The following is a 22051-nucleotide window of genomic DNA, read 5'->3' as shown; positions in this document are numbered from 1 at the left end:
GATCGCCTGCCACTGTACGGCGGGTGATCGGCGGGGCGGCCCGCCGGAGGGTGATCCGGGCCGCACACGAGCGCGAACTAGGGTCGCGGCCGTGCCGTCCCCCGAGCGCTCCGCCACGCTGCGCGACGCCGTCGGGCTCGGGCTGGCCGTGGGCCTCTACGGCATCGCGTTCGGCGCCGCGGCCGACGCTGCGGGCCTGGACGCCTGGCAGGCGATGGTGCTCTCGGCGCTGATGTTCACCGGGGCGTCCCAGTTCGCGATGGTCGGCGTGCTCGGCGCGGGTGGCAGCGCGGCGGCGGCCGTCGGCAGCGCCCTGCTGCTCGGCACCCGCAACACCGTCTACGGCGTGCGGATGGCGCCGCTGCTGGCCCCGCGCGGCCTGCTGCGCAGGGCCGGTGCCGCGCACTGGGTCATCGACGAGACGACGGCGATGGCGGTCGCCGCCCCCGACCGGGAGCTGGGCCGGCTGGCCTTCTGGGCCACCGGCGCCACCATCTACCTCGGCTGGAACGCGATGACGCTGGTCGGCGTCCTCGGCGCCTCCGGCCTGGGGGAGACCGCCGGCGCCGCGCTGGACTCCATCGTCCCCGCCGCGTTCCTCGCCCTGCTCTGGCCCCGGCTGCGGGCGGGCTTCGCCGAGCCGGCCGTGCAGCGGCGGGTGGCGCTCGGCGGCGCCGTGGTCGCCCTGGCGCTGACGCCGTTCGTGCCCGCCGGCGTGCAGGTCATCGCCGCGGTCGTGGCGGTCGCCCTGGCGGGGCGGCCGCGGGTGGAGCGGCCGGCATGAGCCCGTCCGCGCTCTGGACGGCGGTGCTGGTCGCCTCTGTCGGCTGCTACCTGCTCAAGCTGGCCGGGCTCTCGGTGCCGGCCGCCTGGGTGGAGCAGCCGTGGGTGGCGCGGGTCGTCGACTTCGTGCCCGCCGCGCTGCTGGCCGCCCTCGTGGCGGTGCAGGCGCTGACCACCGACGGCGCGATCGTCGTCGACGGCCGGCTCGCCGGGCTGGCGGTCGCGGCGGCCGCGCTCGCGCTGCGGGCCCCGTTCATCGTGGTGCTCCTCCTCGCCGGGGCCACCGGCGCCGGCGTGCACCTCCTCGCCGGCTGACGGCCTCAGAACAACCGCTGCGCGCGCTGCTCGAGGTCGAGCAGGAAGCGCTTGCTCGGCAGGCCGCCACCGAACCCCACCAGGCTGCCGTCGGCGCCGACGACCCGGTGGCACGGCACGACGATCGGCAGCGGGTTGCGCCCGCACGCCCCGCCGACCGCCTGGGCGAGGGAGCGGTCGCCGAGCCGCCGGGCCAGCTCGCCGTAGGTGCGCGTCTCGCCGTAGGGGATCTCGGCGATCAGCCGGCCGACGGCCAGCGCGAAGTCGTCGCCGCTCGGCCGCAGCCGCAGGTCGAACACGGTGCGGGTGCCGGCGAAGTACTCGGCCAGCTGGCGGGCGACCGCCGCGCACCCGGCGTCGTCCCGTGGTCCGAGGTCGGCCGACGCGTCGGGCGGGCGCAGGAACAGCGCGACGAGGTCGCCGTCCTCGACGACCGCCGTGAGAGGCCCGATGGGCGACCCGAGCACCGCGTGCGAGCGCATGCGCGCATGGTCCCTCCGGCCACCGACAGAACCGGTCCCGGCGCGTCCGGCTCCCCGGGCCATCGCCGCTCCGGCAGCATCCGTCGCGATGACCGCCACCGCCGCGCTCCCGCGGTCCACCTCGACGTCGTTCCTCGTCGCCGTCGGCGCGGGCCTCCTCGCCGGGGTCGCCGCGAAGGCGGCCGACGAGTCCGGCTGGCGCTGGGCGGCCGACCTGGGCAGCTACCCGGCGGCCTGGGTGCTGGCCGTCGCGCTGATCGGCCGGTTCGCGCCCGCGCCGCTGGTCGCCGCGGCACGGGCGGCCGCCTTCTTCGCCGCGATGACGCTGGCCTACTACGCCTGGGCCGCGTGGGTGCTGGGCTTCGGCTGGAACCGCCTGCTGCCGATCTGGCTGGTGCTCTCCGCGACGGCCGTGGCGGCGACCGCCGCCGTGGCTTCGTGGGCGACCGGGCGAGCAGGACTGCTGCCCGGTGCGGCCGTCGCGCTGGCGGGCGGGATCGTGCTGGCCGGTGGGGAGTTCCTGCCGCTCTGGTACCGGCTCACCGGCACCGGCGACGGGGCGCCGCTGGTGCACCCCGTGCAGGGCGTCGTCGACGCCGTCGTCGCGTTGGTCCTGGTCGTGGCCCTGCCGCGGCACCGGTCGACCCGGGGTTGGGGGCTCCTGCTCCTCGCCCCGTCGACCGCCGTCGCGCTGCGGCTGTTCGACGCCTTCGGCGGGCTGATCGGCTAGCGGTCAGGCGGGGGCCACGCCGCCCCGGGCCTCGGCCTCCATGCGCTCCCGCTCCTCGCGCTCCCGCTTCCGGCGCTTCTTCTCGCGCTTCTCGACGTCCTCGCCGTCGTCGGACGTCAGCCGGTTCAGCTCGCCGCGGATGAAGTCGCGGGTCGCCAGCTCGCCGACGGCCACCCGCAGCGAGGCCAGCTCCCGGGCCAGGTACTCGGTGTCGGCGCGGGTCGAGGCGGCGCGGGCCCGGTCCTCCTCGGCCTGCACGCGGTCGCGGTCGGCCTGCCGGTTCTGCGCGAGCAGGATCAGCGGCGCGGCGTAGGCGGCCTGGGTGGAGAACGCCAGGTTGAGCAGGATGAACGGGTAGGGGTCCCAGCGCAGGTTCACCGCGGCCACGTTCAGCGTGATCCAGACGACCACGATGATCGTCTGCACCGCGAGGAACCGGCCGGTGCCCAGGAAGCGGGCGATGCTCTCGGCGAAGGCCCCGACCGAGTCCGGGTTCAGCCGCAGGAACCCGGTGAACCGGCGGGGGCCGCCGCTGGGGACGTCGAGCCGCCGGCCGTCAGGCACGGCGTGCCCGCTCGCGCCAGTCGTCGGGCAGCAGGTGGTCGAGGACGTCGTCCACGCTCACGGCGCCCACGAGGTGGCCCAGCTCGTCGACCACGGGCGCCGCGACCAGGTTGTAGGTGGCGAAGTAGCGGGTCACCTCGGCCAGCGGGGCCTCCGGCTTCAGCGGTTCGAGGTCGTCGAGGACGCCGCTGACCAGGTTGGACGGTGGCTCGCGCAGCAACCGCTGGATGTGCGCCAGCCCCAGGTAGCGGCCGGTGGGCGTCGCCGACGGCGGGCGGCAGACGTACACCTGGCTGGCCAGGGCGGGGGTCAGCTCGGGCTCCCGCACGCGGGCCAGCGCCTCCGCGATCGTGGCGTCCGGCGCGAGGATCACCGGCTCGCTGGTCATCATCCCGCCGGCGGTGTCCTCGGAGTACTTCAGCAACTGGCGCACCGGCTCGGCCTCGTCGGGCTCCATCAGCTCGAGCAGCCGGTTGCGGTCGACGTTGGACAGCTCCGACAGCAGGTCGGCGGCGTCGTCGGGGTCCATCTCCTCGAGGACGTCGGCGGCGCGGCTCTCCTGCAGGGTGCCGAGGATGGTGATCTGCTCGGCCTCCGGCAGCTCGCCCAGGACGTCGGCCAGCCGCTGGTCGTCCAGCGCCTCGGCGACCTCGTGCCGGCGCTTGCTCGGCAGCTCCTGGAGCGCGTGCGCGAGGTCGGCGGCGTTGAGCTCGCGGTAGGTGGCCAGCAGCGTCTCGGCGCCCTGCCCGGTCTCGGCGACGGCCAGGCCCTCGACCTCGTCCCAGGCCAGCGTCTGCAGCTGCCCGCGACGGCCCAGCCGCCCCGGCTCCTGGACGGCGACCTTGGACAGCTGCCAGTCGCCGGTGCGGGTCTGCTCGATGCCCGCGTCGACGACCGTCGCCGGCTTCCCCGACTCGGCGATGCGCACCGAGCGGTCCAGCAGCTCGCCGAGCACCAGCGTCTCACCCCCGCGCTGCTCGAACCGCTTGAGGTTGAGGGTGCCCGAGGCGAGCATCACCGCGCCGGGGTCGATCGCGGTCACCCGTCCCATCGGCACGAAGATGCGGCGGCGGGCGACGACCTCGACGACGAGCCCGAGGACCCGCGGGCAGGCGGTGCCCACGCGCAGGGCGACGACGACGTCGCGCACCTTGCCGACCCGGTCGCCGTTGGGGTCGAAGACGGTCAGCCCGGCGAGCCGGGAGACGTACGCCCTGGTCGCCGTGGTCACGGTTGTGGAGGCTACCGTCGGCGCCGTGAGCGGCCTGCGGATGCTGGACTACGAGATCGTCGACGTGTTCGCGCCGCGGGCGTTCGCCGGGAACCCGCTGGCCGTCGTCTTCGATGCCGACGACCTCTCCACCGAGCAGTGCCAGGCGCTGGCGAACGAGTTCCACCTGTCGGAGACGTCGTTCCTCTGCGCGCCCACCGAGCCCGGCGCCGACTACAGGGTGCGCATCTTCACCGTGTCCGCCGAGCTGCCCTTCGCCGGTCACCCGAGCGTGGGCGCCGCGCACACCCTCGTGCGCACCGGCCGGCTGGCCGCCGGCACGCTGCACCAGGAGTGCGGCGCCGGTGTGCTCGACGTCGTGGTGGACGGCGACGGCGCGACGCTCACCGGCGGCCGCCCGACGCTGGAGGACGGGCCGGAGGCCGCGGTCCTGGCCCGGGCGATGGGGCTCAGCGCCGCCGACCTGGTGGGCCCGCCCAGCGCCGTCGCCGGGTGCGGGCTGCCGTTCAGCTACCTGCTCGTGCACCCCGAGGTGGTCGACCGCGCGACGCCCGACCCGGCCGCGCTGAGCGGCCTCGGCGTCGGGGACGGCGTCTCGGTGCTGTCCTGGGACGCCGCGACGTCGACCGCCTACGCCCGCGTGTTCGCCGAGGCCGACGCGTGGGAGGACCCGGCGACCGGCTCGGCCGCGCTGGGCACCGGCGTCTTCCTCGTGAGCGCCGGGCTGCTCGACGGCGAGGGGACGTCGTCGTACACGATCCGGCAGGGCGAGCACATGGGCCGGCCGTCGCTGCTCGAGTGCACCGTGACCGCCTCGGGTGGGCGGGCCGTGGCCGCCACCGTCCGCGGCGCCGTCGTCCCCGTCGCCGCCGGCCGGATCCGGGTGCCCGAGCTGTGACGGCCGCGCAGGCCAACGCGGCCTGGGCGGTGCACCGGCCGGGCGGCCGGGACGTGGGGCTGATGGCGATCGCCGTCGTCGGGGTCTCCATGTCCGGGCCGCTCACCGCCCTGGTCGCCGCCCCGGTGCTCGCCGTCGCCTTCTGGCGCAACGCCGCCGGCGCCGCCGCGCTGCTGCCGGTGCTCCTCACCAGCGAGCGGGCCGCCGTGGCCGGGCTGCGGTGGCGGGACCTGCGCAGCTCCGTCGTGGCCGGGCTCTTCCTGGCCGCGCACTTCGCCGCCTGGCTGCCCAGCCTGAACATGACGTCGGTGGCCGCCTCGACGGCGCTGGTCACCACGACGCCGATCTGGACGGCGCTGGTCGCCCACTTCTCCGGCGTGCGGTTGTCCGCGGCGGTGTGGTGGGGGCTGGCGCTGGCCGTCGTCGGCGCGGGGCTCATCGCCGGCGTCGACGTCTCGGTCAGCCTGGAGGCCCTGGCCGGGGACGGGCTGGCGCTGCTCGGCGCGATCTTCGCCGGCGGCTACGTGCTGGCCGGCGCCCGGGCCCGGGAGCGGCTGTCCACCTCCGCCTACGCCGTCGTCGCCTACTCGGTGTGCGCGGTGGCCGTCGCGGTCGGCGCGGTGCTCGCCGACGTCCCGCTGCTCGGCTTCTCCGGGCGCGACTGGCTGCTCATCGCGGGCATCACCTTCTGCGCCCAGTTGCTGGGCCACACGCTGCTCAACCTGGTGCTCTCCTCCGTGGGCCCGACGATGGTGAGCCTGGTGATCCTGCTCGAGGTGCCCGGGGCGACCCTGGTGGCGCTGATCCTCCTGCAGCAGGCGCCGCCGCTGCTGGCGCTGCCGGGGATGGCGGCCGTCGTCGCCGGGGTCGCCCTGGTCGTGCGGGCCAGCCGGCCGACGACGCTGGTCGAGCCCGCGACCTGAGGCCGGTCAGCCGGCGGGCCGCCCCGGGAACGGGCGGGCGCCGGTGAGGTGGTCCCCGAGCGGGAGGAGGGCGTCCGCCGACTCCGCGCCGAACGCCTGGCCCCCGACGGTCCGGACCGGGCGGGGGTCCCCCGAGGCGGTCAGGGCGGTGCGCAGCAGGTCGTCGAGGTCGAACACCTCCGGGCCGGCCAGGTCGGTGGTGTCGCCGGTCGGCGGCCCGACGGCGACCCGGGCGAGCAGGTCCACCACGTCGTCGAGGGCCACCGGCTGCACGCGGGTGCGCGGCGCGTGCACCACGCCCTCGACGGTCAGGAGGTCCGCGAGCAGGGGGACGACCTCGTGGAACCGGGTGGCGCGCACGATCGAGAACGGGACGTCGCCGTCGCGCACCGCGTCCTCCTGGGCGACCTTCCCGGCGTGGTAGCCGTTGGCCAGCGCGCGGTCCGCGCCGACCACCGAGAGCAGGACGTGGTGCCGCACCCCCGTGCTCTGCTCGGCGGCGAGCAGCCGGGTCGTGGTGCCGCGGAAGAAGGCGGTCGCCGCCTCGGTGGTCATGTCGGGGGTGTCCAGGACGTCGACGACGACGTCCACGCCGGCCAGCGCGGCGCCGAGCCCGGCACCGGTGAGCGCGTCCACCCCGGTCCGGCGCGATCCGGCCGCGGCCTCGTGTCCGGCGGCGCGCAGCCGCTCCACCAGCCGGCCGCCGACCAGCCCCTGCCCGCCCGCGACGAACAGCCTCACGTCCGGCCCGCCCCGTGCCAGCTGCCCAGCTTCTCCGGGTTGACCTGCAGCCAGACGTCGGTGATGCGGCCGTCGACGACGTGCGCGTTGAGCACGCCCCGCACGGCGTCGCCCTGGACGATCCGGTAGGCCAGGCCGTCGCCGGTGCGTTCCTCCACGAACGCGAGGCCGGGGGACTTGCGGACCACCCCGAGGACGAACCGGGCGACGTTGGTGATGCCGAGCACCGGGCGGCGGGCCGCGCTGACCACGCCCCCGCCGTCGGACCGCAGGGTCACCGCGGGGTCGAGCAGGCCGGCGAGCCGGTCGAGGTCGCCGGTGCCGGCGGCGTGGGCGAAGGCGCGGACGACGGCGTCGTGCTCGTGCCGTCCCGCGCCCACGGCGCCGTGCTCCCGCACCCGGCGCCGCGCCGAGGAGGCGAGCTGCCGGACGGCGGCCGGCGTCCGCCCGACGACGTCGGCGATCTCGGCGAACGGCAGCGCGAACACGTCGTGCAGGACGAAGGCGACGCGCTCGGCGGGGGTCATGGCCTCCATGACGACGAGGACGGCGGTGCTCACCGACTCGTCGAGGCTGATCCGGTCGAACGGGTCGGCGCCGGGAGCGGGGGAGGGGCTGCCTGCGAACAGGTCCGCCGGGACCGGCTCGGGCAGCCACTCGCCGACGTAGCGCTCGCGGCGGCGACGGGCCGAGGCCAGGACGTCGAGGCAGATCCGGCTGGCGACGCGGGTCAGCCACGCCTGCGGGGTGGTGATCGCCGCGCGCTCGGCGTCGGTCATCCGGTACCAGCGGAGGTAGGTCTCCTGGACCGCGTCCTCGGCCTCGGCCAAGGTCCCGAGCATCCGGTAGGCCAGGGACAGCAGGCGGTGCCGTTCGTCGGCGACCTCGGGCAGGCCGAGGGTGCCCGCGCTCACGCGGCGCGCTCGTCGTCGTGCGGGCCGCGGGCACCGGCCACGAAAGCGGCTCGCGGGTGGACCACGTCGGCGAGCGAGGCGGTGTCCCGGCCCCCGACGAGGGCGCCCGCCCAGTCGAGCAGCACGCGCACCTTCCGCTCCCAGGTGGGGACGGCGAGGACGTGGTAGCCGCGGTGCATCAGCCACGCCAGCGGGCCGCGCACGACAACCCGGTGCCACTGGAACAGGCCGTGGCCGATGCCCAACGTGGCCACGACGCCGAGGCTGCTGTGCACGTAGTGCCGGGGTTCCTCCCCGCGCAGCACGGCCACCAGGTTCCGGGCCAGCAGCCGGCCCTGCCGCACGGCGTGCTGGGCGTTGGGCACGGTCCTGGCTCCCTCGCTCGATGACGCCAGGTCGGGCACGGCGGCGTCGTCACCGGCCGCCCACGCGGAGGGGACGACCCGGTCGCCGTCGACGACCCGCAGGTCCGGTCGCACGGTCACGAAACCGCGCGCGTCCAGCGGCAGGTCGGTGTGCGTGGCGATGACGGGGTTGGCGGCATTCCCGGCGGCCCACACGACCAGGCCGGAGTCGTACTCCTGCCCGTCCGACAGGACCACGTGCCCGTCGACCGCCGAGACGAGCTGGGTGCCGAGGTGCACCAGGCCGCCCCGGTCGCGCAGGTGCTGCACGACCCACCGCCCCGGCGCTGCGGAGACCTCCGGCAGCACCCGGTCGGTGGCCTCGACGAGGTGGAACCGCACCTCGCCCGGCGCGATCTCGGGGTGGCGGCGCAGCAGCGCGGCGGCCAGCGACAGCGTCTCGCCGAAGCCCTCGACGCCGGTGAACCCGCCACCGACGAAGGTGACCGTGAGCAGCTTGCGGCGCAGCGGTCCGTGGGGGAGGGCCGCGGCCCGGGCGAAGCCGGTGATGATGCCGTCCCGGATCGCCACGGCCTCCTCGATCTGCTTGAGCCCGATCGCGGTGTCGGCCAGCCCCGGGATGGGGAAGGTCCGGGTCACCGCGCCGGCGGTGACGACCAGCTCGTCGTAGGACTCCTCCCACCGCGTCGCGTCCGCGGTGGTGATCTGCACGGTCCGCCGGGCGTGGTCGACGCGGGTGACCGAGCCGGCCACGACGCGGGTGCGCCGCAGGTGGCGGCGCAGGGGGACGACGGCGTGCCGGGCCTCGACCGAGCCGGCCGTGACCTCGGGCAGGAACGGCTGGTAGGTCATGTAGGGGCGGGGGTCGACCACGGTGACCCGGGCCTCCCCGCGTCGCAGCCGGCGCTCGAGGCCCCGGGCGGCGTAGAAGCCGGCGTACCCGCCTCCGACGATCAGGATGTGCTTCACGGCGCTCCCTCGGGCTCCGGGTGGTGGTCGGTCACCTGCATGACGAGGCGGCCGTCCCGGATGTCAGGCGGTCCGGCCTCACACTTCGGCGCCCCGCATCGTCTGGAGGGCATGACGCCGACTGCACGCCGCACCCTGCTGTGGCTCCTGGTCCTTCTCGGGCTCTACGTGGGGACCTGGGCCGCCTTCTTCCCCGCATCGTTCTACGAGTCCTTCCCCGGGCCGTTCAGCTCCTGGATCGCGCTCGACGGCCCCTACAACGAGCACCTCATCCGGGACGTCGGGACGTTCAACCTGGGCCTCGCCGCGGCCAGCGCGGCGGCCACCCGGTACCGGGATCCGGCCCCCGGCCTCGTGGTCGGCCTGGCGTGGATCGTCTACTCGTTGCCGCACCTCGGCTACCACCTCCGGCACCTCGACCACCTCGGGGCCGCCGACGTCGTGGGGCAGGTCGTCTCGCTGAGCTCCACGCTGGTGCTCGCGCTCCCGCTGCTCCTGCCGGTCCGCGCCGCGGCGCCCGACCGCGGCGTGGAGGTGGCCCGGTGAGGATGGCCGTCGCCGGGGGGACCGGCACCGTCGGGCGGCACGTCGTCGAGGTGGCCCGCGACCGCGGCCACGAGGTCCTCGTCCTGTCGCGCTCCGCCGGCGTGGACCTCGTCGGCGGTACCGGCCTCGGGTCGACGCTGGCCGGCGTCGACGCCGTCCTGGACGTCGCCTCGGTCATGACGCAGTCGGCGGAGTCGTCCGTGCGGTTCTTCCGCGCCGTCACCACGCACCTGCTGGCCGCCGAGGAGCGGGCCGGTGTGCCGCACCACGTCGCGCTGTCCGTCGTCGGCGCCGACCGCGCGCCGTGGGGCTACTACGCCGGCAAGGTGGTGCAGGAGGAGCTGGTGGCCCGGGGTCCCGTCGCCTGGACCCTGCTGCGGGCCACCCAGTTCCACGAGTTCGCGCAGCAGCTCCACGGCCAGCTCGGGATCGGCCCGCTCCACGCGGCCCCCGTCATGCGGTCCCAGCCGGTCGCCGCCCGGGAGGTGGCCGAGCGCCTGGTCGCGCTGGCCGAGGGCGCACCGGCGGGGCGGGTGCCCGACCTCGCCGGCCCGGAGGTCCTGCGCATGACCGACATGGTGCGGTCCTACGCCCGGGCCGCGGGCCGCGGCGGGTTCGTCCTGCCCGTCCCGCTGCCCGGCAAGCTGGGGAGGGCGTTCCGCGACGGCACCCTCACCGCGGGACCGGGCGCCGACCTCGGCGTCCGGACGTTCGCGCAGTGGGTCGCCGAGGTCTCCCGGGAGCGGGTGGGCCGCTGACCGTCGCCCGATCCGGCGAGCCGGCGCGTGGCGTCCACCACACCCGCCCGCTCGGCTCGCCGGCCGGGGCATCGGCGGGGGAGCGGCGTGATCACCGCGTCGCTACCCTCCGGTAGCTGAAGACGCCGTCGTCTGCACGAAGAGAGGCACCGTGGCCGAGCTCCGTTCCCGTCGTTCCAACCTCGCCGTTCCCGGCAGCAACCCCCGCTTCCTGGAGAAGGCCAAGGGGCTGCCCGCCGACCAGGTCTTCCTGGACCTCGAGGACGCGTGCGCGCCGCTGGCCAAGCCCGGCGCCCGCAAGAACATCGTCGCGGCGCTGAACGAGGGCGGCTGGGGCGAGAAGATCCGCACCGTCCGGGTCAACGACTGGACGACGGAGTGGACCTACCGCGACGTCATCGAGGTCGTGGAGGGCGCGGGCGCGAACCTCGACTGCATCATGCTGCCGAAGGTCCAGGACGCCGCCCAGGTGCGGGCGCTGGACTTCCTGCTCACCCAGATCGAGAAGAGCAACGGGCTCGAGGTCGGCCGGATCGGCATCGAGGCGCAGATCGAGACCGCGCAGGGCCTCATCAACGTCAACGACATCGCGTTCGCCAGCCCGCGGATCGAGACGATCATCTTCGGCCCGGCCGACTTCATGGCCAGCATCAACATGAAGTCGCTGGTCGTGGGTGCCCTGCACCCCGACTACCCGGGCGACCCGTTCCACTACATCCTCATGCAGATCCTCATGGCCGCCCGCGCCCGCGGCGTGCAGGCCATCGACGGCCCGTTCCTGCAGGTGCGCGACGTGCCGGCGTTCGAGGAGGTCGCCAAGCGGTCGGCCGTCCTCGGCTTCGACGGCAAGTGGGTGCTGCACCCCGGCCAGATCGACGCCGCCAACGAGATCTACGCGCCGTCGCAGGAGGACTACGACCACGCCGAGCTGATCCTCGACGCCTACGACTGGTACACGTCGGAGGCCGGCGGCAAGAAGGGCTCGGCGATGCTCGGCGACGAGATGATCGACGAGGCCAGCCGCAAGATGGCGCTGGTCATCGCCGGCAAGGGCCGCGCGGCGGGCATGTCCCGCACGTCGTCGTTCACCCCGCCGGAGGCGTGACCGGTCGCTGACAGGAGCATGGAACGGAACCGTTCGGAACTCCGCCGGTGCGGTCGGTCACGACCCGTCGCTGGCCGCCCGGCGGAGTTCTCAGGTCGTTGCGGAACCGGACCCGGCGGTCCACCGTGACCGTCGCACGCGACCGCAGCGACAGCGGGGGCGGAGGGTCACGATGGCCGACGACGTCTTGACGAGCAGCCGGGAAGCCACGATCGCGGCGCTCCTCGCCGCGTCCGGCGGGAAGCCGGTGATCCAGATCGTGTGGGACCCGGAGACCGACGAGACGAGCATCGCCAGCGTCGGCTTCGACCACTCGAGGATCCCGCACATCATCCACACGCTCGGTCGAGTGCTCGTGGGTGAGATCCGGCCGAGTTCCTGAGCGCTACCTCCGCGAGGCCTCGCCCGGCTCCGCGTCCGCGCAGTGGAACGCGGTGTCCGGCAGCGCGAGCGTCATCGCGTCAGCTGAACCCGTTCCGGCTCAGGGCGATCACCGCGACGATCCAGATGACGATGAAGAGCACGAAGAAGGCGGTGACGATCCCGCCGACGATGATCCCGGCCAGCGCGAGGCCGTCGCCGTCCTCGTGCGTCTGCTTGATCTGCCTGCGCGCCACGATCCCGGTGATCAGCCCGGCCGGCGCGAAGACGAACGCGAGCACGAGCGAGGCGATCGCCAGCGTGTTGGTCGGCCGGCCGTACGGGGCGTAGCCCGGGGGAGGGTAGTAGCCCGGCGGCGGGTAGCCGGGCTGGCCGTAGGGCGGCTGCCCGTACGGCGGCGGCGCGCTCTGCTGCGGCGGGTAGCCGTGCTGCGGGGCCTGCCCGTAGTGCTCGGTGCGGCCGGCGTCCTCCGGTGTGCTCACCGCGTCCTCCCCGTGGTCGGCTGCGGACACTCCACCACGAACCGGCGCTCAGCCCAGCCCGCCGCGCTCCACCAGCTGCGCCGCGATGACGGTGCGCTGGATCTCGTTGGTCCCCTCGCCGACGATCATCAGCGGCGCGTCGCGGAAGTAGCGCTCGACGTCGAACTCGGTCGAGTAGCCGTAACCGCCGTGGATGCGGACGGCGTTCAGCGCGATCTGCATGGCGGTCTCGGAGGCGAACAGCTTGGCCATGCCCGCCTCCAGGTCGCAGCGCCGGCCCGTCTCGGAGACCTCCGCGGCGTGCAGCACCAGCTGGCGGGCGGCGGTGAGCGAGGTGGCCATGTCGGCGAGGTAGTTGCCGATCGACTGGTGCCGCCAGATCGGCTTGCCGAAGCTCTCCCGCTCCTGGGCGTACCGCAGCGCGTCGTCGAACGCGGCCTGCCCGACGCCGAGCGCGCGCGAGGCGACCTGGATCCGGCCGGTCTCCAGGCCCTTCATCATCTGCGCGAACCCGCGGCCCTCGACGCCGCCGAGCAGCGCGTCGACCGGTGCCCGGTAGCCGTCGAAGGAGAGCTCGCAGCTCTCGACGCCCTTGTAGCCGAGCTTGGGCAGGTCGCGGGAGACGGTGAGCCCCGGCCCGTGCTCGGCCAGCAGGATCGAGATGCCCGCGTGGCGGGGCTGCGCGGCCGGGTCGGTCTTGCACAGCAGCGCGATCAGCCCGGACCGGCGGGAGTTGGTGATCCAGGTCTTGGCGCCGTCGACCACGTAGTCGTCGCCGTCGCGGCGGGCGGTGGTGGTCATCGCCTGCAGGTCCGACCCGCCGCCGGGCTCGGTGAGCGCCATGGTGGCGCGCACCTCGCCGGTGGCCAGCCGCGGCAGCCAGCGGTCCTGCTGCTCCTGCGTGCCGTACGTGACGAGCAGCTTCGCGACGACGGTGTGCCCGCCCATGGCCCCGGCCAGTGACATCCACCCGCGGGCGAGCTCGGCGGTGACCAGCGCGTAGCAGGGCATCGACACCGGCGTCCCGCCCCACTGCTCGGGCACCGCCAGGCCGAAGATGCCGAGCTGCTTCATCTGCTCGATCAGCTTCTCGGGGTAGGCGTCCGCGTGCTCCAGCTCGCGGGCGACCGGCCGGACGTCGCGGTCGACGAACTCCCGGACCGCCGCGACGACCGCCTGCTCCTCGGTGCTGAGCGTGGTCACTGCGTGCTCCTCTCCTCGCCGGGGCGGCGGCCGTGAGCAGGCACACGCCGGAGGGTGCGCCGGCGTGGCCCATACTCCCGGGTAACAACGGACACCGGAGTCCCGGAGGAGACCGATGACCCGCCTCGCGCAGACCGCGGACCTGACCGACATCCAGCAGGAGATCCTGTCGACGGTCCGGAGCTTCGTGGACAAGGAGATCATCCCCAACGCCCAGGAGCTCGAGCACGCCGACGCCTACCCGCAGGAGATCGTCGACGGCCTCAAGGAGCTCGGCATCTTCGGGCTGATGATCCCGGAGGAGTACGGGGGTCTCGGGGAGTCGCTGCTCACCTACGCGCTCGTGGTCGAGGAGATCGCCCGCGGCTGGATGAGCGTCTCCGGCGTCATCAACACCCACTTCATCGTGGCCTACATGCTCAAGCAGCACGGGACGCCGGAGCAGAAGGAGTACTACCTCCCGCGCATGGCAACCGGTGAGGTGCGCGGCGCGTTCTCGATGTCCGAGCCCGGTCTCGGTTCCGACGTCGCCGGCATCCGCACCAAGGCGACCAAGCAGGACGACGGCGGCTACGTCATCGACGGCCAGAAGATGTGGCTGACCAACGGCGGCAGCTCCACCCTGGTCGCCGCGCTGGTGCGCACCGAGCTGGGCGCGGACAAGCCGCACCAGAACCTCACGACGTTCCTGGTCGAGAAGCCGGCCGGCTTCGGCGAGGTCAAGCCCGGGATCACCATCCCCGGCAAGATCGACAAGATGGGCTACAAGGGCGTCGACACCACCGAGCTGGTGTTCGACGGCTACCGGGCCGAGGCGTCCGACATCCTCGGCGGGGAGCCCGGCAAGGGCTTCAGCCAGATGATGGACGGCGTCGAGGTCGGCCGGGTCAACGTGGCCGCCCGCGCCTGCGGCATCTCCATCCGGGCCTTCGAGCTCGCCGTCGCCTACGCCCAGCAGCGGGAGACCTTCGGCAAGCCGATCGCCCAGCACCAGGCGATCGCCTTCCAGCTGGCCGAGATGGCCACCAAGGTCGAGGCCGCCCACCTGATGATGGTCAACGCCGCCCGGCTCAAGGACCGCGGCCAGCGCAACGACGTCGAGGCCGGCATGGCCAAGCTGATCGCCAGCGAGTACTGCGCCGAGGTGACCACCCAGTCGTTCCGCATCCACGGTGGCTACGGCTACTCCAAGGAGTACGAGATCGAGCGGCTCATGCGCGAAGCGCCGTTCCTGCTCATCGGCGAGGGCACCAGCGAGATCCAGAAGACGATCATCAGCCGCGGCCTGCTCAAGGAGTACCAGCTCAAGCGCTGACCGCGCCACGAACGCCCGCGCCCAGCCCTCGGTGCCGAGAGCTGGGCGCGGGCGTTCGGCTTTCGGTACCGAAAGCCGGCTAGCGGGCGGGGCGGCGCTCGTAGTTCCGGCGGGCCCACAGGTAGCCCACCAGCGCGATGCCGGCGCACCAGGCGATGGCGACCAGGCCGCTGGACCCGATCGCGGTCCCGGTCAGCAGGCCGCGCACCGTCTCGATGATCGGCGTGAACGGCTGGTTCTCGGCGAACCAGCGCAGCCCGGCCGGCATCGACTCCACCGGCACGAACCCGCTGCCGAAGAACGGCAGGAGCATCAGCGGCATCGGCACGTTGCTGGCCGCCTCGACGGTCTTCGTCGACAGGCCCATCGCCACCGACAGCCAGGACAGCGCGAAGCTGGTCAGGGCCAGGACGCCGATCGCGGCGAGCCACTCGACGGCGTTCGCGTCGGGCCGGAAGCCGATCAGCAGCGCGACGGCGACGACGAGCGCCAGTCCGACCACCGTCTGGATGACGGCGCCGACGACGTGGCCGGTCAGCACCGCGGCACGGGCGATCGACATGGTGCGGAACCGGGCGATGATGCCCTCGGTCATGTCCATGGCGATCCCGATCGCCGTCCCCTGGGCGCCGCCGGTGATGGCGAGGACCAGGATCCCGGGGACGACGTAGGCGAGGTACTCGGTGCGCCCACCGGAGGGGTCGCCCAGCCCGGCGCCGAGCGTGCCGCCGAAGACGAAGACGAACAGCAGCAGGAAGACGATCGGCATCGCCGCGACGATGACGGTCAGCCCGGGGTAGCGGACGGCGCGCACGAGGTTGCGCCGCAGCATGGTGGCGGAGTCGTCCAGGGTCAGGGCCAGCGTGCTCACGCGGGCACCTCCTCGGGAGTCGGCCGGCCGGTGAGGGCCAGGAAGACGTCGTCCAGGTCGGGGGTGTGCACGGTCAGCCCGGCGACGTCGATCCGGGCGTCGTCCAGGCGGCCGAGCAGGGTCCTCAGCTCGGCGACCCCGCCGTCGCCGGGCACCTCGAGCGCCAGCGCGGCCGCCTCGGGGGTCGGCAACCCGAGCAGGCGGGCGGCCTCGTGCAGCGCGGGCTCGTCGGAGAACTGCAGGCGGACGTGCCCGCCGGGGACCAGCCGCTTCAGCTCGTCGGCGGTGCCCTCGGCGACCAGCCGGCCGGCGTCCAGCACGCCGATCCGGTCGGCGAGCTGGTCGGCCTCCTCCAGGTACTGGGTGGTCAGCAGGATCGTGACGCCGTCGGCGACGAGCCCGCGGACGACGTCCCACATCGCGCGGCGGCTGCGCGGGTCCAGCCCGGTCGTCGGCTCGTCGAGGAAGACGACGCGGGGGTCGCCCATGAGCCCCATGGCCAGGTCGAGCCGGCGGCGCATGCCGCCGGAGTAGGTGCTCGGCACCCGGTCGGCGGCGTCGACGAGGTCGAACCGCTCCAGGAGGTCGGCGGCCCGGCGCCGCCCCTCCTTCCGGCCGAGGTGCAGCAGGTCGGCCATGAGCCGCAGGTTCTCCGCCCCGGTCAGGAGGTCGTCGACGGCGGAGAACTGGCCGGTGAGCGCGATCGAGGCGCGCACGGCGTCCGGCTCGCGGTGCAGGTCGTGCCCGGCGACGCGGATCTCCCCGGCGTCGGCGGGGGTGAGCGTGGACAGGATGTCGACGGTGGTGGTCTTGCCGGCCCCGTTCGGGCCGAGCAGGGCGCAGACGGTGCCCTCGGGAACGGTCAGGTCGAGGCCGTCGAGGACGACCTTCGCCCCGAAGGACTTGCGCAGGCCGCGGACGGCGATGGCGGTAGCGGTCACGGTCAGGTCCTCTCAGGCCCGGCGGATCAGGATGTCGCCGTAGGACGTGCGGGCGTGGATCTCGACGGTCTCGTCGGCGCCCTCGGGTCCCTCGGTCTCGGTGAGCAGGTTGCGGATGCGCCCGGCGCCGGCGGAGACGTCGAGCCAGGCCGCCGTCCCCTCGCGCACGCCGGCCTCGACCTCGCCGTAGGCGGTCTGGAGCACGAGCGAGCCGCGGACGGCCTGGCCGACGCGCACCTGGCCGTACTGCGTGGTGCCGGTCAGGGAGCCCAGGGCCCGGTCGACGGTGACGTCGCCGTACCCCGTCTCCAGCCGGGCCGGGCCGGCGGTCTCGCCCACCCGGACGTCGCCGTACGCGGTGGTCGCCTCGGTCTCACCGGCGACCGCGACGGCGGAGATGCTGCCGCTGGCGCTGCGGGCGCGCAGGCTGCCGGCCTGCTCGATCCGCACCCCGCCGTGCTTGCTCTCCAGCTCGGCGCGGCCGAGCCGGCCGGTGCAGGTGATGTCGCCGGAGGTCGTGTGGACGTCGAGCGAGGAGCCCGCGGGCAGGACGACGTCGACCTCGATCTCCGGGCTGGACCCGAAGAACAGCAGCCGGGGCCGGCTGGTCGACCGGACCACCAGCTCTCCCGCGGTGAAGGTCACCTGCGTCTGCTGCGCGGCGGCGACGTCGGCGGCGCTGGCCGCGTTGCGCGGCCGGACCGTGACGGTGGTGTCGTGCCGGTCGCCGGCACGGACCAGCACGGCTCCGTGGACGACCTCGATGCGGGCCGCGATGGGCCCGGGGGTGTCGAACGTGGGCATGGCTGCGCCCTCCTCGGGGCAGGGGGGATCGCCCCCGGACCGGTCGGTCGGGGTCGGTGGTGCGCGGTGCGCGGGTGGAGCGGGTGCTAGCGCGCCCAGCCGGTGAACTCGGAGCCGGAGGAGCGGCGGCCGCGGCGGGGTGCGGACGTCGGGCGGGGCTGGGGCTCGACGGCGTTGGCGACGGCGCGGACCAGCCAGGTGTTCACCGAGACGCCGAGACGGGTGGCCGCCTCGTCGACGCGGGCCTTGAGCTGCTCGGGCAGCCGCAGGGTGATGCGGACCGTCTCGCCCTCGTCGACGTCCGGGGCCGGCTCGGGGGTGCCCGGTGCCGGGGCCTCGTGCGCCTCGGGTGCAGGGGGAGGGGTGACGGCGAAGCCGAGGTCGTCCCCCCGCAGCCGCACGTCGACGGTGCCGGGGGCGAGCTGGCCGGTGATCTCCTCGGCGGCCTGGGACAGCGCGCTGAGCAGCGCCAGGCGGACCGAGGACTCCAGCGGGGCGGTGAGCCGCTCCGCCAGGGCGCGGGCCTCCTCGCCGCCGGCGTCGGCCGCGGTGAGCAGATCGCGGCGGAGCTGGTCGACGAAGGGGTCGAGGTTCATGACGTCACTGTGACACCACGATGACGTCAGCGCAAGCCCCTTCGTGGTGTCACTTGGCGACGGCCCGGTCGGCCCGGGCCCCCGCGGCCGGTGTATGCACGTCGCATGCGTGCCGCGGGAGTGATGGAGTTCGGTGGGCCCGAGGCCCTGCAGATCGTCGACGTCGAGCCGGAGCCGCTGGGTCCCGGGCAGGTCCGGCTGGCGGTGGAGGCGGCCGCGGTGAGCCCGACCGACACCCACGCCCGCTCCGGCGCCTACGCCGACCGTGATCCGGTGAAGACGCCGCCGTGGGTGCCCGGGATGGACGTCGCCGGCGTCGTCACCGAGGTGGGGGACGGCGTCGAGCACCTCGCCGTCGGCGACGCGGCGATGGGCCTCGTCGTCCCGTTCGGCCCCTACGGCGGCTACCGGGAGGACAAGGTGCTGTCGGCGAACTCCGTCGTGCGGACGCCGCGGGGTGCCACCACGGTCGAGGCGTCGACTCTGCCCATGAACGGGCTCACCGCGCGCTTCTCGCTCGACCTGATGGGACTGGAGCCGGGGCAGGTGCTGGCGGTGACCGGTGCGGCCGGCGCGTACGGCGGCTACGTGGTGCAGCTGGCCAAGGCCGACGGGCTCACCGTCGTCGCCGACGCGTCCGAGGCCGACGAGCAGCTGGTGCGCGACCTCGGCGCCGACGTCGTCGTGCGGCGCGGGGACGACGTCGCCGAGCGCATCCGGGCCGAGTTCCCCGACGGCGTCGACGGCCTGGCCGACGGCTCGGTGCAGGACGCGCTCGTGCTGCCGGCGGTCAAGGACGGCGGGGCGGTGGCGACGGTGCGCGGCTACCGCGGCGACGGGCAGCGCGGGCTGCGGTTCTTCCCGACGATGGTGCGCAAGGTGGCCGAGGACAGGGCCTCGCTGGACCGGCTGCGGCAGCAGGTCGAGGAGGGGGTGCTGACCCTGCGGGTGGCCCGCACGTTCCCCGTCGAGCAGGCCGCCGAGGCGCACCGCCTGCTCGAGCGCGGCGGCGTCCGCGGCCGGCTGGTGCTCACCTTCTGAGGTGCTTGGTCGCCTCGCGGACCGAGAGCGGGCTGAGCGGGTGCTCGTCGACGAAGGCGAGCACCCAGGCGGGGTCGGTGCGGGCGAAGTCGCGCAGCGCCCAGCCGATCGCCTTGCGGACGAAGAACTCGCCGTCGCCGGCGTTGGCCCCGATGACCTCGGCCAGCAGGTCGCGATCGGTGCGGTCCTTCAGCCCCAGCTGGGCGAGGACGGCGCTGCGCCGCAGCCACCTGTCCGGTGAGCGGGCCCAGCCGCGGATCACCGGGGTCATCTGCGCCGGGTGCTCGACCAGCAGCCGGGCGGTGCGGCCCGCGATCGCGTCGACGTGGTCCCACCAGGCGCCGCTGGTGATCATCTCCTCGTAGAGGGGGAGGAGCTCCAGCGCGCCGCGGGCGACCGGCAGCCCGGTCAGCGCGACGGCGGCGTACCGCTCCTCGCGGTGGGTGGCTCCCCGCCAGAGGTCGGCGGCGACCGCGCCCACCTCCTCCGCCGAGGCCGGTGGGTGCTCCCGGGCCGCGGCCAGGGTCAGCCGGCTCACCTCGGGCAGCCGCACGCCGAGGAACGGCTGCGCCGACTTCATGTAGGCCTGCATCGCCGGCGTCCGCTCGGGATCGGCCGCCGCGCGCAGCGCCCGGCGCACGGCCGCGGCGAGCCCGGCGGCCGGCACGGGGCTCAGCCCCGCCGCGCCTGGGTGGGCAGCCAGACCGCCAGGGCGAGCAGCAGCATCGCCAGCGGCACGTGGACGACGACGGCCCACGAGGCGTCGTCGATCGCCATGCCGAGCAGCATCTCGGCGAGGGCGAGGACGAACAGCAGTGCCGTCCCGACGACGACGGCGGTCCGGTGCCGCAGCCAGACCAGCGCCGCGATCGTGGCCAGGGCGGCCAGCGCCACGGTGGCCTCGGCGCCGTGCTGGTGCACCTCCACCCAGGTGCCGTAGTCGTCGGAGCCGCCCATGAACAGCCCGGCCCAGACGCCCTGGAGCAGGACGCCGAGGGAGGCCAGGCCCACGAGGGCGCTGTGCGCGGGGTGCGCGCGGCGTGCGGTCGGGGTCGCGGTGGTCTCGGCCATGCACGTGAGTCTGCCGGGGTCGCTTCCGGCGGAGCGCTCCGGCTCGCCGCCGGTCCCGGTCGCGCGCCGTGGCCCGGACCGGTTGGCTGGGGTCGGGGCGGGCAGCGGAGCCCGCGGAACGGGAGCTCGGAATGGTGCACAGGCTCGTCGTCAGCTACGGGCAGCCGGCGGATCCGGAGGCGTTCGACGCCTACTACCGGGAGACGCACACGCCGCTGGCGCTGCAGCAGCCCGGGCTGGTCCGGATCAGCGTGGGCCACCCGCGGTCGCTGGACCCGCAGCAGCCGGCGCCCTACCTCGTCGCCGAGCTCGACTTCGACTCCGAGCAGGTCATGAACGAGTCGCTGTCCTCGCCCGAGGGTCGCGCCGCGGGCAAGGACCTCGCCAACTTCGCCACCGGCGGCGCCACCTTCGTGCACTACGAGGTCCAGGTGGTGAGCGGCCGGTGAACGGCGCCCAGGCCCTGATCCGCACCCTCGTCGACGCGGGGGTCGACGTCTGCTTCGCCAACCCCGGCACGTCGGAGATGCACTTCGTCGCCGCGCTGGACGACGTGCCCGAGATGCGCGCCGTCCTCACGCTGTTCGAGGGCGTCGCGACCGGGGCGGCCGACGGCTACGCGCGCATGACCGGCCGCCCGGCGGCGACCCTGCTGCACCTCGGCCCGGGCCTGGGCAACGGGCTGGCCAACCTGCACAACGCCCGCCGCGGCAAGGCACCGCTGCTGAACGTCGTCGGTGACCACGGCCGGTCGCACAAGCGGCTGGACGCCCCGCTGGAGTCCGACATCGACGCCCTCGCCGGCACGGTGTCGCGCTGGGTGCGCCGCTCGCTGTCACCGGCCGACGTCGCCGCCGACGCGGCCGAGGCGGTCGCGGCCATCAGCACCGGCGGCATCGCCACGCTGGTCCTGCCGGCCGACGTCTCCTGGGGTGACGGCGCCGAGGTGGCCTCGCCGGTGCCGGGACGCCCGCGGCCGAGGGTCGCCTCCCCGGTGCTCGAGGACGTCGCGAAGGCGCTGCGGTCGGGCGAGCCGACGGTGCTCTTCGTCGGCGGTGACGTGATGACGGCCGATGGCCAGCTGGCGGCCGCGCAGGTCGCCGCGGGCACCGGGGCGCGGCTGGTGGCGGAGACCTTCCCGGCGCGGTCGGCGCGGGGTGCTGGGCTGCCCGACCTGCACCGGCTGCCGTACCCGCCGGAGATGGCGATGGCCGCGCTGGCCGGCACGAAGCACCTGGTGCTCGCCGGGGCCACCGCGCCCGTGCACTTCTTCGCCTACCCGGACACCCCGGGCACGCCCGTGCCGGAGGACTGCACCGTGCACGTGCTCAGCGAGCCGGGAGAGGACGGCGTCGCCGCGCTGCGCGAGCTGGCGGAGCTGGTCGCCCCCGACGCGACACCGGAGGTCGCGGAGTTCGAGCAGCCCGAGCTGCCCATCGGTCCCCTGACCCCGCGGACGATGGCCGCCGTCGTGGGGGCGCTGCTGCCGGAGGGGGCGATCGTCGTCGACGAGGCGCTCACCTCCGGGGTGGGGCTGACCGAGCTGACCTCCGCCGGGCCGCGGCACGACTGGCTGTCGCTGACCGGCGGGGCGATAGGTGACGGGTTGCCGATGGCGCTGGGCGCGGCGGTCGCGTGCCCGGACCGCCCGGTGATCGGTATCCAGGCCGACGGCAGCGCGATGTACACGATCTCGGCACTGTGGAGCTACGCCCGCGAGCAGGCCGACATCACCACGATCGTCTGCGACAACGCGTCCTACGCGATCCTCGAGCACGAGCTCGAGAAGGTGGGCGCCTCCTCGGACGGGGAGCGCGCGCGGAAGCTGTTCGACCTGGGCGGGCCGGCGCTCGACTTCGTGTCGCTGGCGCAGGGGATGGGCGTGCCGGCGACCCGGGCGACGACGGCGGAGGAGCTGGCCGACCAGCTGCGGACGGCGCTGGCCGAACCGGGGCCGCACCTCATCGACGCCGTCCTGCGCTGACCGGGTTCACGCTGGCGCCCGATCGGAGCAGGATCGGG

At 74.7% G+C, this 22051-nt stretch carries 27 protein-coding genes; 13 read left to right on the top strand and 14 right to left on the bottom strand.

Annotated features, from left to right (window positions below; genetic code table 11):
• The first annotated feature begins 91 nt into the window (after nucleotides 1-91).
• Nucleotides 92-784 (top strand): AzlC family ABC transporter permease, encoded by a 693-nt coding sequence (locus DQ241_RS08135; protein WP_113829675.1) that lies wholly within the window; start codon nucleotides 92-94, stop codon nucleotides 782-784.
• Nucleotides 781-1098, top strand: a complete 318-nt coding sequence (locus tag DQ241_RS08130; protein WP_113829674.1) for an AzlD domain-containing protein — start codon at nucleotides 781-783, stop codon at nucleotides 1096-1098. Before DQ241_RS08135 ends, DQ241_RS08130 begins: the two co-directional genes overlap by 4 nt.
• Nucleotides 1099-1103: 5 nt before the next feature.
• Here DQ241_RS08130 and DQ241_RS08125 read toward each other — a convergent pair whose 3' ends face one another.
• Nucleotides 1104-1580 carry a methylated-DNA--[protein]-cysteine S-methyltransferase gene (locus DQ241_RS08125; protein ID WP_113829673.1) on the bottom strand — a complete coding sequence of 159 codons (477 nt, stop codon included), beginning with the start codon at nucleotides 1578-1580 and terminating at the stop codon, nucleotides 1104-1106.
• Nucleotides 1581-1668: 88 nt separating this feature from the next.
• On the opposite strand from DQ241_RS08125, the gene DQ241_RS08120 reads away from it, so the two are divergent.
• Nucleotides 1669-2310, top strand: a complete 642-nt coding sequence (locus DQ241_RS08120) for a DUF6518 family protein (protein ID WP_113829672.1) — start codon at nucleotides 1669-1671, stop codon at nucleotides 2308-2310.
• Between the two features lie 3 nt (nucleotides 2311-2313).
• Here DQ241_RS08120 and DQ241_RS08115 read toward each other — a convergent pair whose 3' ends face one another.
• Both DQ241_RS08115 and DQ241_RS08110 read right to left on the bottom strand, forming a co-directional pair.
• Nucleotides 2314-2874: a DUF1003 domain-containing protein gene (locus tag DQ241_RS08115; protein ID WP_113829671.1), complete on the bottom strand. Its 561-nt coding sequence runs from the start codon at nucleotides 2872-2874 to the stop codon at nucleotides 2314-2316.
• Complete coding sequence (locus DQ241_RS08110; protein ID WP_113829670.1) at nucleotides 2867-4105, bottom strand: magnesium transporter MgtE N-terminal domain-containing protein; 1239 nt, start codon at nucleotides 4103-4105, stop codon at nucleotides 2867-2869. Before DQ241_RS08110 ends, DQ241_RS08115 begins: the two co-directional genes overlap by 8 nt.
• A 25-nt stretch (nucleotides 4106-4130) precedes the next feature.
• On the opposite strand from DQ241_RS08110, the gene DQ241_RS08105 reads away from it, so the two are divergent.
• Together DQ241_RS08105 and DQ241_RS08100 are read left to right on the top strand one after the other, a co-directional pair.
• A complete protein-coding gene (locus DQ241_RS08105) occupies nucleotides 4131-5003 on the top strand; it encodes a PhzF family phenazine biosynthesis protein (RefSeq protein WP_233492308.1) in 873 nt (290 codons plus the stop codon).
• Nucleotides 5000-5926 carry a DMT family transporter gene (locus DQ241_RS08100; RefSeq protein WP_233492307.1) on the top strand — a complete coding sequence of 309 codons (927 nt, stop codon included), beginning with the start codon at nucleotides 5000-5002 and terminating at the stop codon, nucleotides 5924-5926. Before DQ241_RS08105 ends, DQ241_RS08100 begins: the two co-directional genes overlap by 4 nt.
• A 6-nt stretch (nucleotides 5927-5932) precedes the next feature.
• Here the strand turns inward: DQ241_RS08100 and DQ241_RS08095 are convergent, their stop codons facing one another.
• From DQ241_RS08095 to DQ241_RS08085, 3 genes are read right to left on the bottom strand one after another with little or no spacing between them, the layout of a single operon-like run.
• Complete coding sequence (locus tag DQ241_RS08095; protein WP_113829669.1) at nucleotides 5933-6667, bottom strand: SDR family oxidoreductase; 735 nt, start codon at nucleotides 6665-6667, stop codon at nucleotides 5933-5935.
• Entirely contained in the window at nucleotides 6664-7581 is a 918-nt protein-coding gene (gene sigJ, locus DQ241_RS08090; protein ID WP_199584207.1) for an RNA polymerase sigma factor SigJ, read from the bottom strand. Before sigJ ends, DQ241_RS08095 begins: the two co-directional genes overlap by 4 nt.
• Nucleotides 7578-8915: an NAD(P)/FAD-dependent oxidoreductase gene (locus tag DQ241_RS08085; protein WP_113829668.1), complete on the bottom strand. Its 1338-nt coding sequence runs from the start codon at nucleotides 8913-8915 to the stop codon at nucleotides 7578-7580. The genes sigJ and DQ241_RS08085 overlap by 4 nt, the downstream gene beginning before the upstream one ends.
• Before the next feature lie 111 nt (nucleotides 8916-9026).
• Between DQ241_RS08085 and DQ241_RS08080 the strand changes: the two genes are divergently transcribed.
• The 4 genes from DQ241_RS08080 (at nucleotide 9027) to DQ241_RS08065 (ending at nucleotide 11706) form a co-directional block, all read left to right on the top strand.
• On the top strand, nucleotides 9027-9461 hold the full coding sequence (locus tag DQ241_RS08080) for a hypothetical protein (protein ID WP_199584206.1): 435 nt from the start codon (nucleotides 9027-9029) through the stop codon (nucleotides 9459-9461).
• A gap of 2 nt (nucleotides 9462-9463) precedes the next feature.
• On the top strand, nucleotides 9464-10219 hold the full coding sequence (locus DQ241_RS08075; protein WP_113829667.1) for an SDR family oxidoreductase: 756 nt from the start codon (nucleotides 9464-9466) through the stop codon (nucleotides 10217-10219).
• Nucleotides 10220-10370: 151 nt separating this feature from the next.
• Entirely contained in the window at nucleotides 10371-11324 is a 954-nt protein-coding gene (locus tag DQ241_RS08070) for a CoA ester lyase (RefSeq protein WP_113829666.1), read from the top strand.
• A gap of 172 nt (nucleotides 11325-11496) precedes the next feature.
• Nucleotides 11497-11706 carry a hypothetical protein gene (locus tag DQ241_RS08065; protein WP_113829665.1) on the top strand — a complete coding sequence of 70 codons (210 nt, stop codon included), beginning with the start codon at nucleotides 11497-11499 and terminating at the stop codon, nucleotides 11704-11706.
• A gap of 79 nt (nucleotides 11707-11785) precedes the next feature.
• Here the strand turns inward: DQ241_RS08065 and DQ241_RS08060 are convergent, their stop codons facing one another.
• Complete coding sequence (locus tag DQ241_RS08060; protein WP_113829951.1) at nucleotides 11786-12187, bottom strand: DUF4190 domain-containing protein; 402 nt, start codon at nucleotides 12185-12187, stop codon at nucleotides 11786-11788.
• Nucleotides 12188-12235: 48 nt separating this feature from the next.
• Nucleotides 12236-13390, bottom strand: coding sequence for an acyl-CoA dehydrogenase family protein (locus DQ241_RS08055; protein ID WP_233492306.1), 1155 nt, complete (start codon nucleotides 13388-13390; stop codon nucleotides 12236-12238).
• A 115-nt stretch (nucleotides 13391-13505) separates the two neighbouring features.
• Between DQ241_RS08055 and DQ241_RS08050 the strand changes: the two genes are divergently transcribed.
• Entirely contained in the window at nucleotides 13506-14705 is a 1200-nt protein-coding gene (locus DQ241_RS08050) for an acyl-CoA dehydrogenase family protein (protein WP_113829663.1), read from the top strand.
• Nucleotides 14706-14784: 79 nt separating this feature from the next.
• Here DQ241_RS08050 and DQ241_RS08045 read toward each other — a convergent pair whose 3' ends face one another.
• The 4 genes from DQ241_RS08045 to DQ241_RS08030 form a co-directional block, all read right to left on the bottom strand.
• Nucleotides 14785-15576: an ABC transporter permease gene (locus DQ241_RS08045; protein WP_233492305.1), complete on the bottom strand. Its 792-nt coding sequence runs from the start codon at nucleotides 15574-15576 to the stop codon at nucleotides 14785-14787.
• The gene (locus tag DQ241_RS08040) at nucleotides 15573-16517 is read right to left on the bottom strand and encodes an ATP-binding cassette domain-containing protein (protein WP_113829662.1); all 945 of its coding nucleotides are present in this window, start codon (nucleotides 16515-16517) and stop codon (nucleotides 15573-15575) included. Before DQ241_RS08040 ends, DQ241_RS08045 begins: the two co-directional genes overlap by 4 nt.
• 12 nt (nucleotides 16518-16529) lie before the next feature.
• Nucleotides 16530-17321: a DUF4097 family beta strand repeat-containing protein gene (locus tag DQ241_RS08035; RefSeq protein WP_113829661.1), complete on the bottom strand. Its 792-nt coding sequence runs from the start codon at nucleotides 17319-17321 to the stop codon at nucleotides 16530-16532.
• Nucleotides 17322-17407: 86 nt separating this feature from the next.
• Nucleotides 17408-17917, bottom strand: a complete 510-nt coding sequence (locus DQ241_RS08030; protein WP_113829660.1) for a toxin-antitoxin system HicB family antitoxin — start codon at nucleotides 17915-17917, stop codon at nucleotides 17408-17410.
• Nucleotides 17918-18022: 105 nt separating this feature from the next.
• On the opposite strand from DQ241_RS08030, the gene DQ241_RS08025 reads away from it, so the two are divergent.
• On the top strand, nucleotides 18023-18958 hold the full coding sequence (locus DQ241_RS08025; protein WP_113829659.1) for an NADP-dependent oxidoreductase: 936 nt from the start codon (nucleotides 18023-18025) through the stop codon (nucleotides 18956-18958).
• Here DQ241_RS08025 and DQ241_RS08020 read toward each other — a convergent pair.
• Nucleotides 18948-19625, bottom strand: a complete 678-nt coding sequence (locus tag DQ241_RS08020; protein WP_113829658.1) for a DNA alkylation repair protein — start codon at nucleotides 19623-19625, stop codon at nucleotides 18948-18950. The genes DQ241_RS08025 and DQ241_RS08020 overlap by 11 nt on opposite strands.
• 5 nt (nucleotides 19626-19630) lie before the next feature.
• Nucleotides 19631-20029, bottom strand: a complete 399-nt coding sequence (locus DQ241_RS08015; RefSeq protein WP_113829657.1) for a hypothetical protein — start codon at nucleotides 20027-20029, stop codon at nucleotides 19631-19633.
• A 131-nt stretch (nucleotides 20030-20160) separates the two neighbouring features.
• On the opposite strand from DQ241_RS08015, the gene DQ241_RS08010 reads away from it, so the two are divergent.
• On the top strand, nucleotides 20161-20478 hold the full coding sequence (locus DQ241_RS08010; RefSeq protein WP_113829656.1) for an EthD family reductase: 318 nt from the start codon (nucleotides 20161-20163) through the stop codon (nucleotides 20476-20478).
• The gene (locus DQ241_RS08005) at nucleotides 20475-22013 is read left to right on the top strand and encodes an acetolactate synthase large subunit (RefSeq protein WP_113829655.1); all 1539 of its coding nucleotides are present in this window, start codon (nucleotides 20475-20477) and stop codon (nucleotides 22011-22013) included. The genes DQ241_RS08010 and DQ241_RS08005 overlap by 4 nt, the downstream gene beginning before the upstream one ends.
• The last annotated feature ends 38 nt before the right edge of the window (nucleotides 22014-22051 follow it).

This window comes from Blastococcus sp. TF02A-30 (assembly GCF_003319185.1).
GTDB lineage: Bacteria > Actinomycetota > Actinomycetes > Mycobacteriales > Geodermatophilaceae > Blastococcus.
This window is presented reverse-complemented; position numbering and strand designations above follow the sequence as displayed.

Coding starts and splice junctions, on each gene's coding strand:
- DQ241_RS08025 (WP_113829659.1), top strand. CDS start 18,023: ATGCGTGCCGCGGGAGTGATGGAGTTCGGTGGGCCCGAGGCCCTGCAG.
- DQ241_RS08035 (WP_113829661.1), bottom strand. CDS start 17,321: ATGCCCACGTTCGACACCCCCGGGCCCATCGCGGCCCGCATCGAGGTC.
- DQ241_RS08050 (WP_113829663.1), top strand. CDS start 13,506: ATGACCCGCCTCGCGCAGACCGCGGACCTGACCGACATCCAGCAGGAG.
- DQ241_RS08125 (WP_113829673.1), bottom strand. CDS start 1,580: ATGCGCTCGCACGCGGTGCTCGGGTCGCCCATCGGGCCTCTCACGGCG.
- DQ241_RS08120 (WP_113829672.1), top strand. CDS start 1,669: ATGACCGCCACCGCCGCGCTCCCGCGGTCCACCTCGACGTCGTTCCTC.
- DQ241_RS08010 (WP_113829656.1), top strand. CDS start 20,161: ATGGTGCACAGGCTCGTCGTCAGCTACGGGCAGCCGGCGGATCCGGAG.
- DQ241_RS08015 (WP_113829657.1), bottom strand. CDS start 20,029: ATGGCCGAGACCACCGCGACCCCGACCGCACGCCGCGCGCACCCCGCG.
- DQ241_RS08075 (WP_113829667.1), top strand. CDS start 9,464: ATGGCCGTCGCCGGGGGGACCGGCACCGTCGGGCGGCACGTCGTCGAG.
- DQ241_RS08065 (WP_113829665.1), top strand. CDS start 11,497: ATGGCCGACGACGTCTTGACGAGCAGCCGGGAAGCCACGATCGCGGCG.
- DQ241_RS08030 (WP_113829660.1), bottom strand. CDS start 17,917: ATGAACCTCGACCCCTTCGTCGACCAGCTCCGCCGCGATCTGCTCACC.
- DQ241_RS08130 (WP_113829674.1), top strand. CDS start 781: ATGAGCCCGTCCGCGCTCTGGACGGCGGTGCTGGTCGCCTCTGTCGGC.
- DQ241_RS08080 (WP_199584206.1), top strand. CDS start 9,027: ATGACGCCGACTGCACGCCGCACCCTGCTGTGGCTCCTGGTCCTTCTC.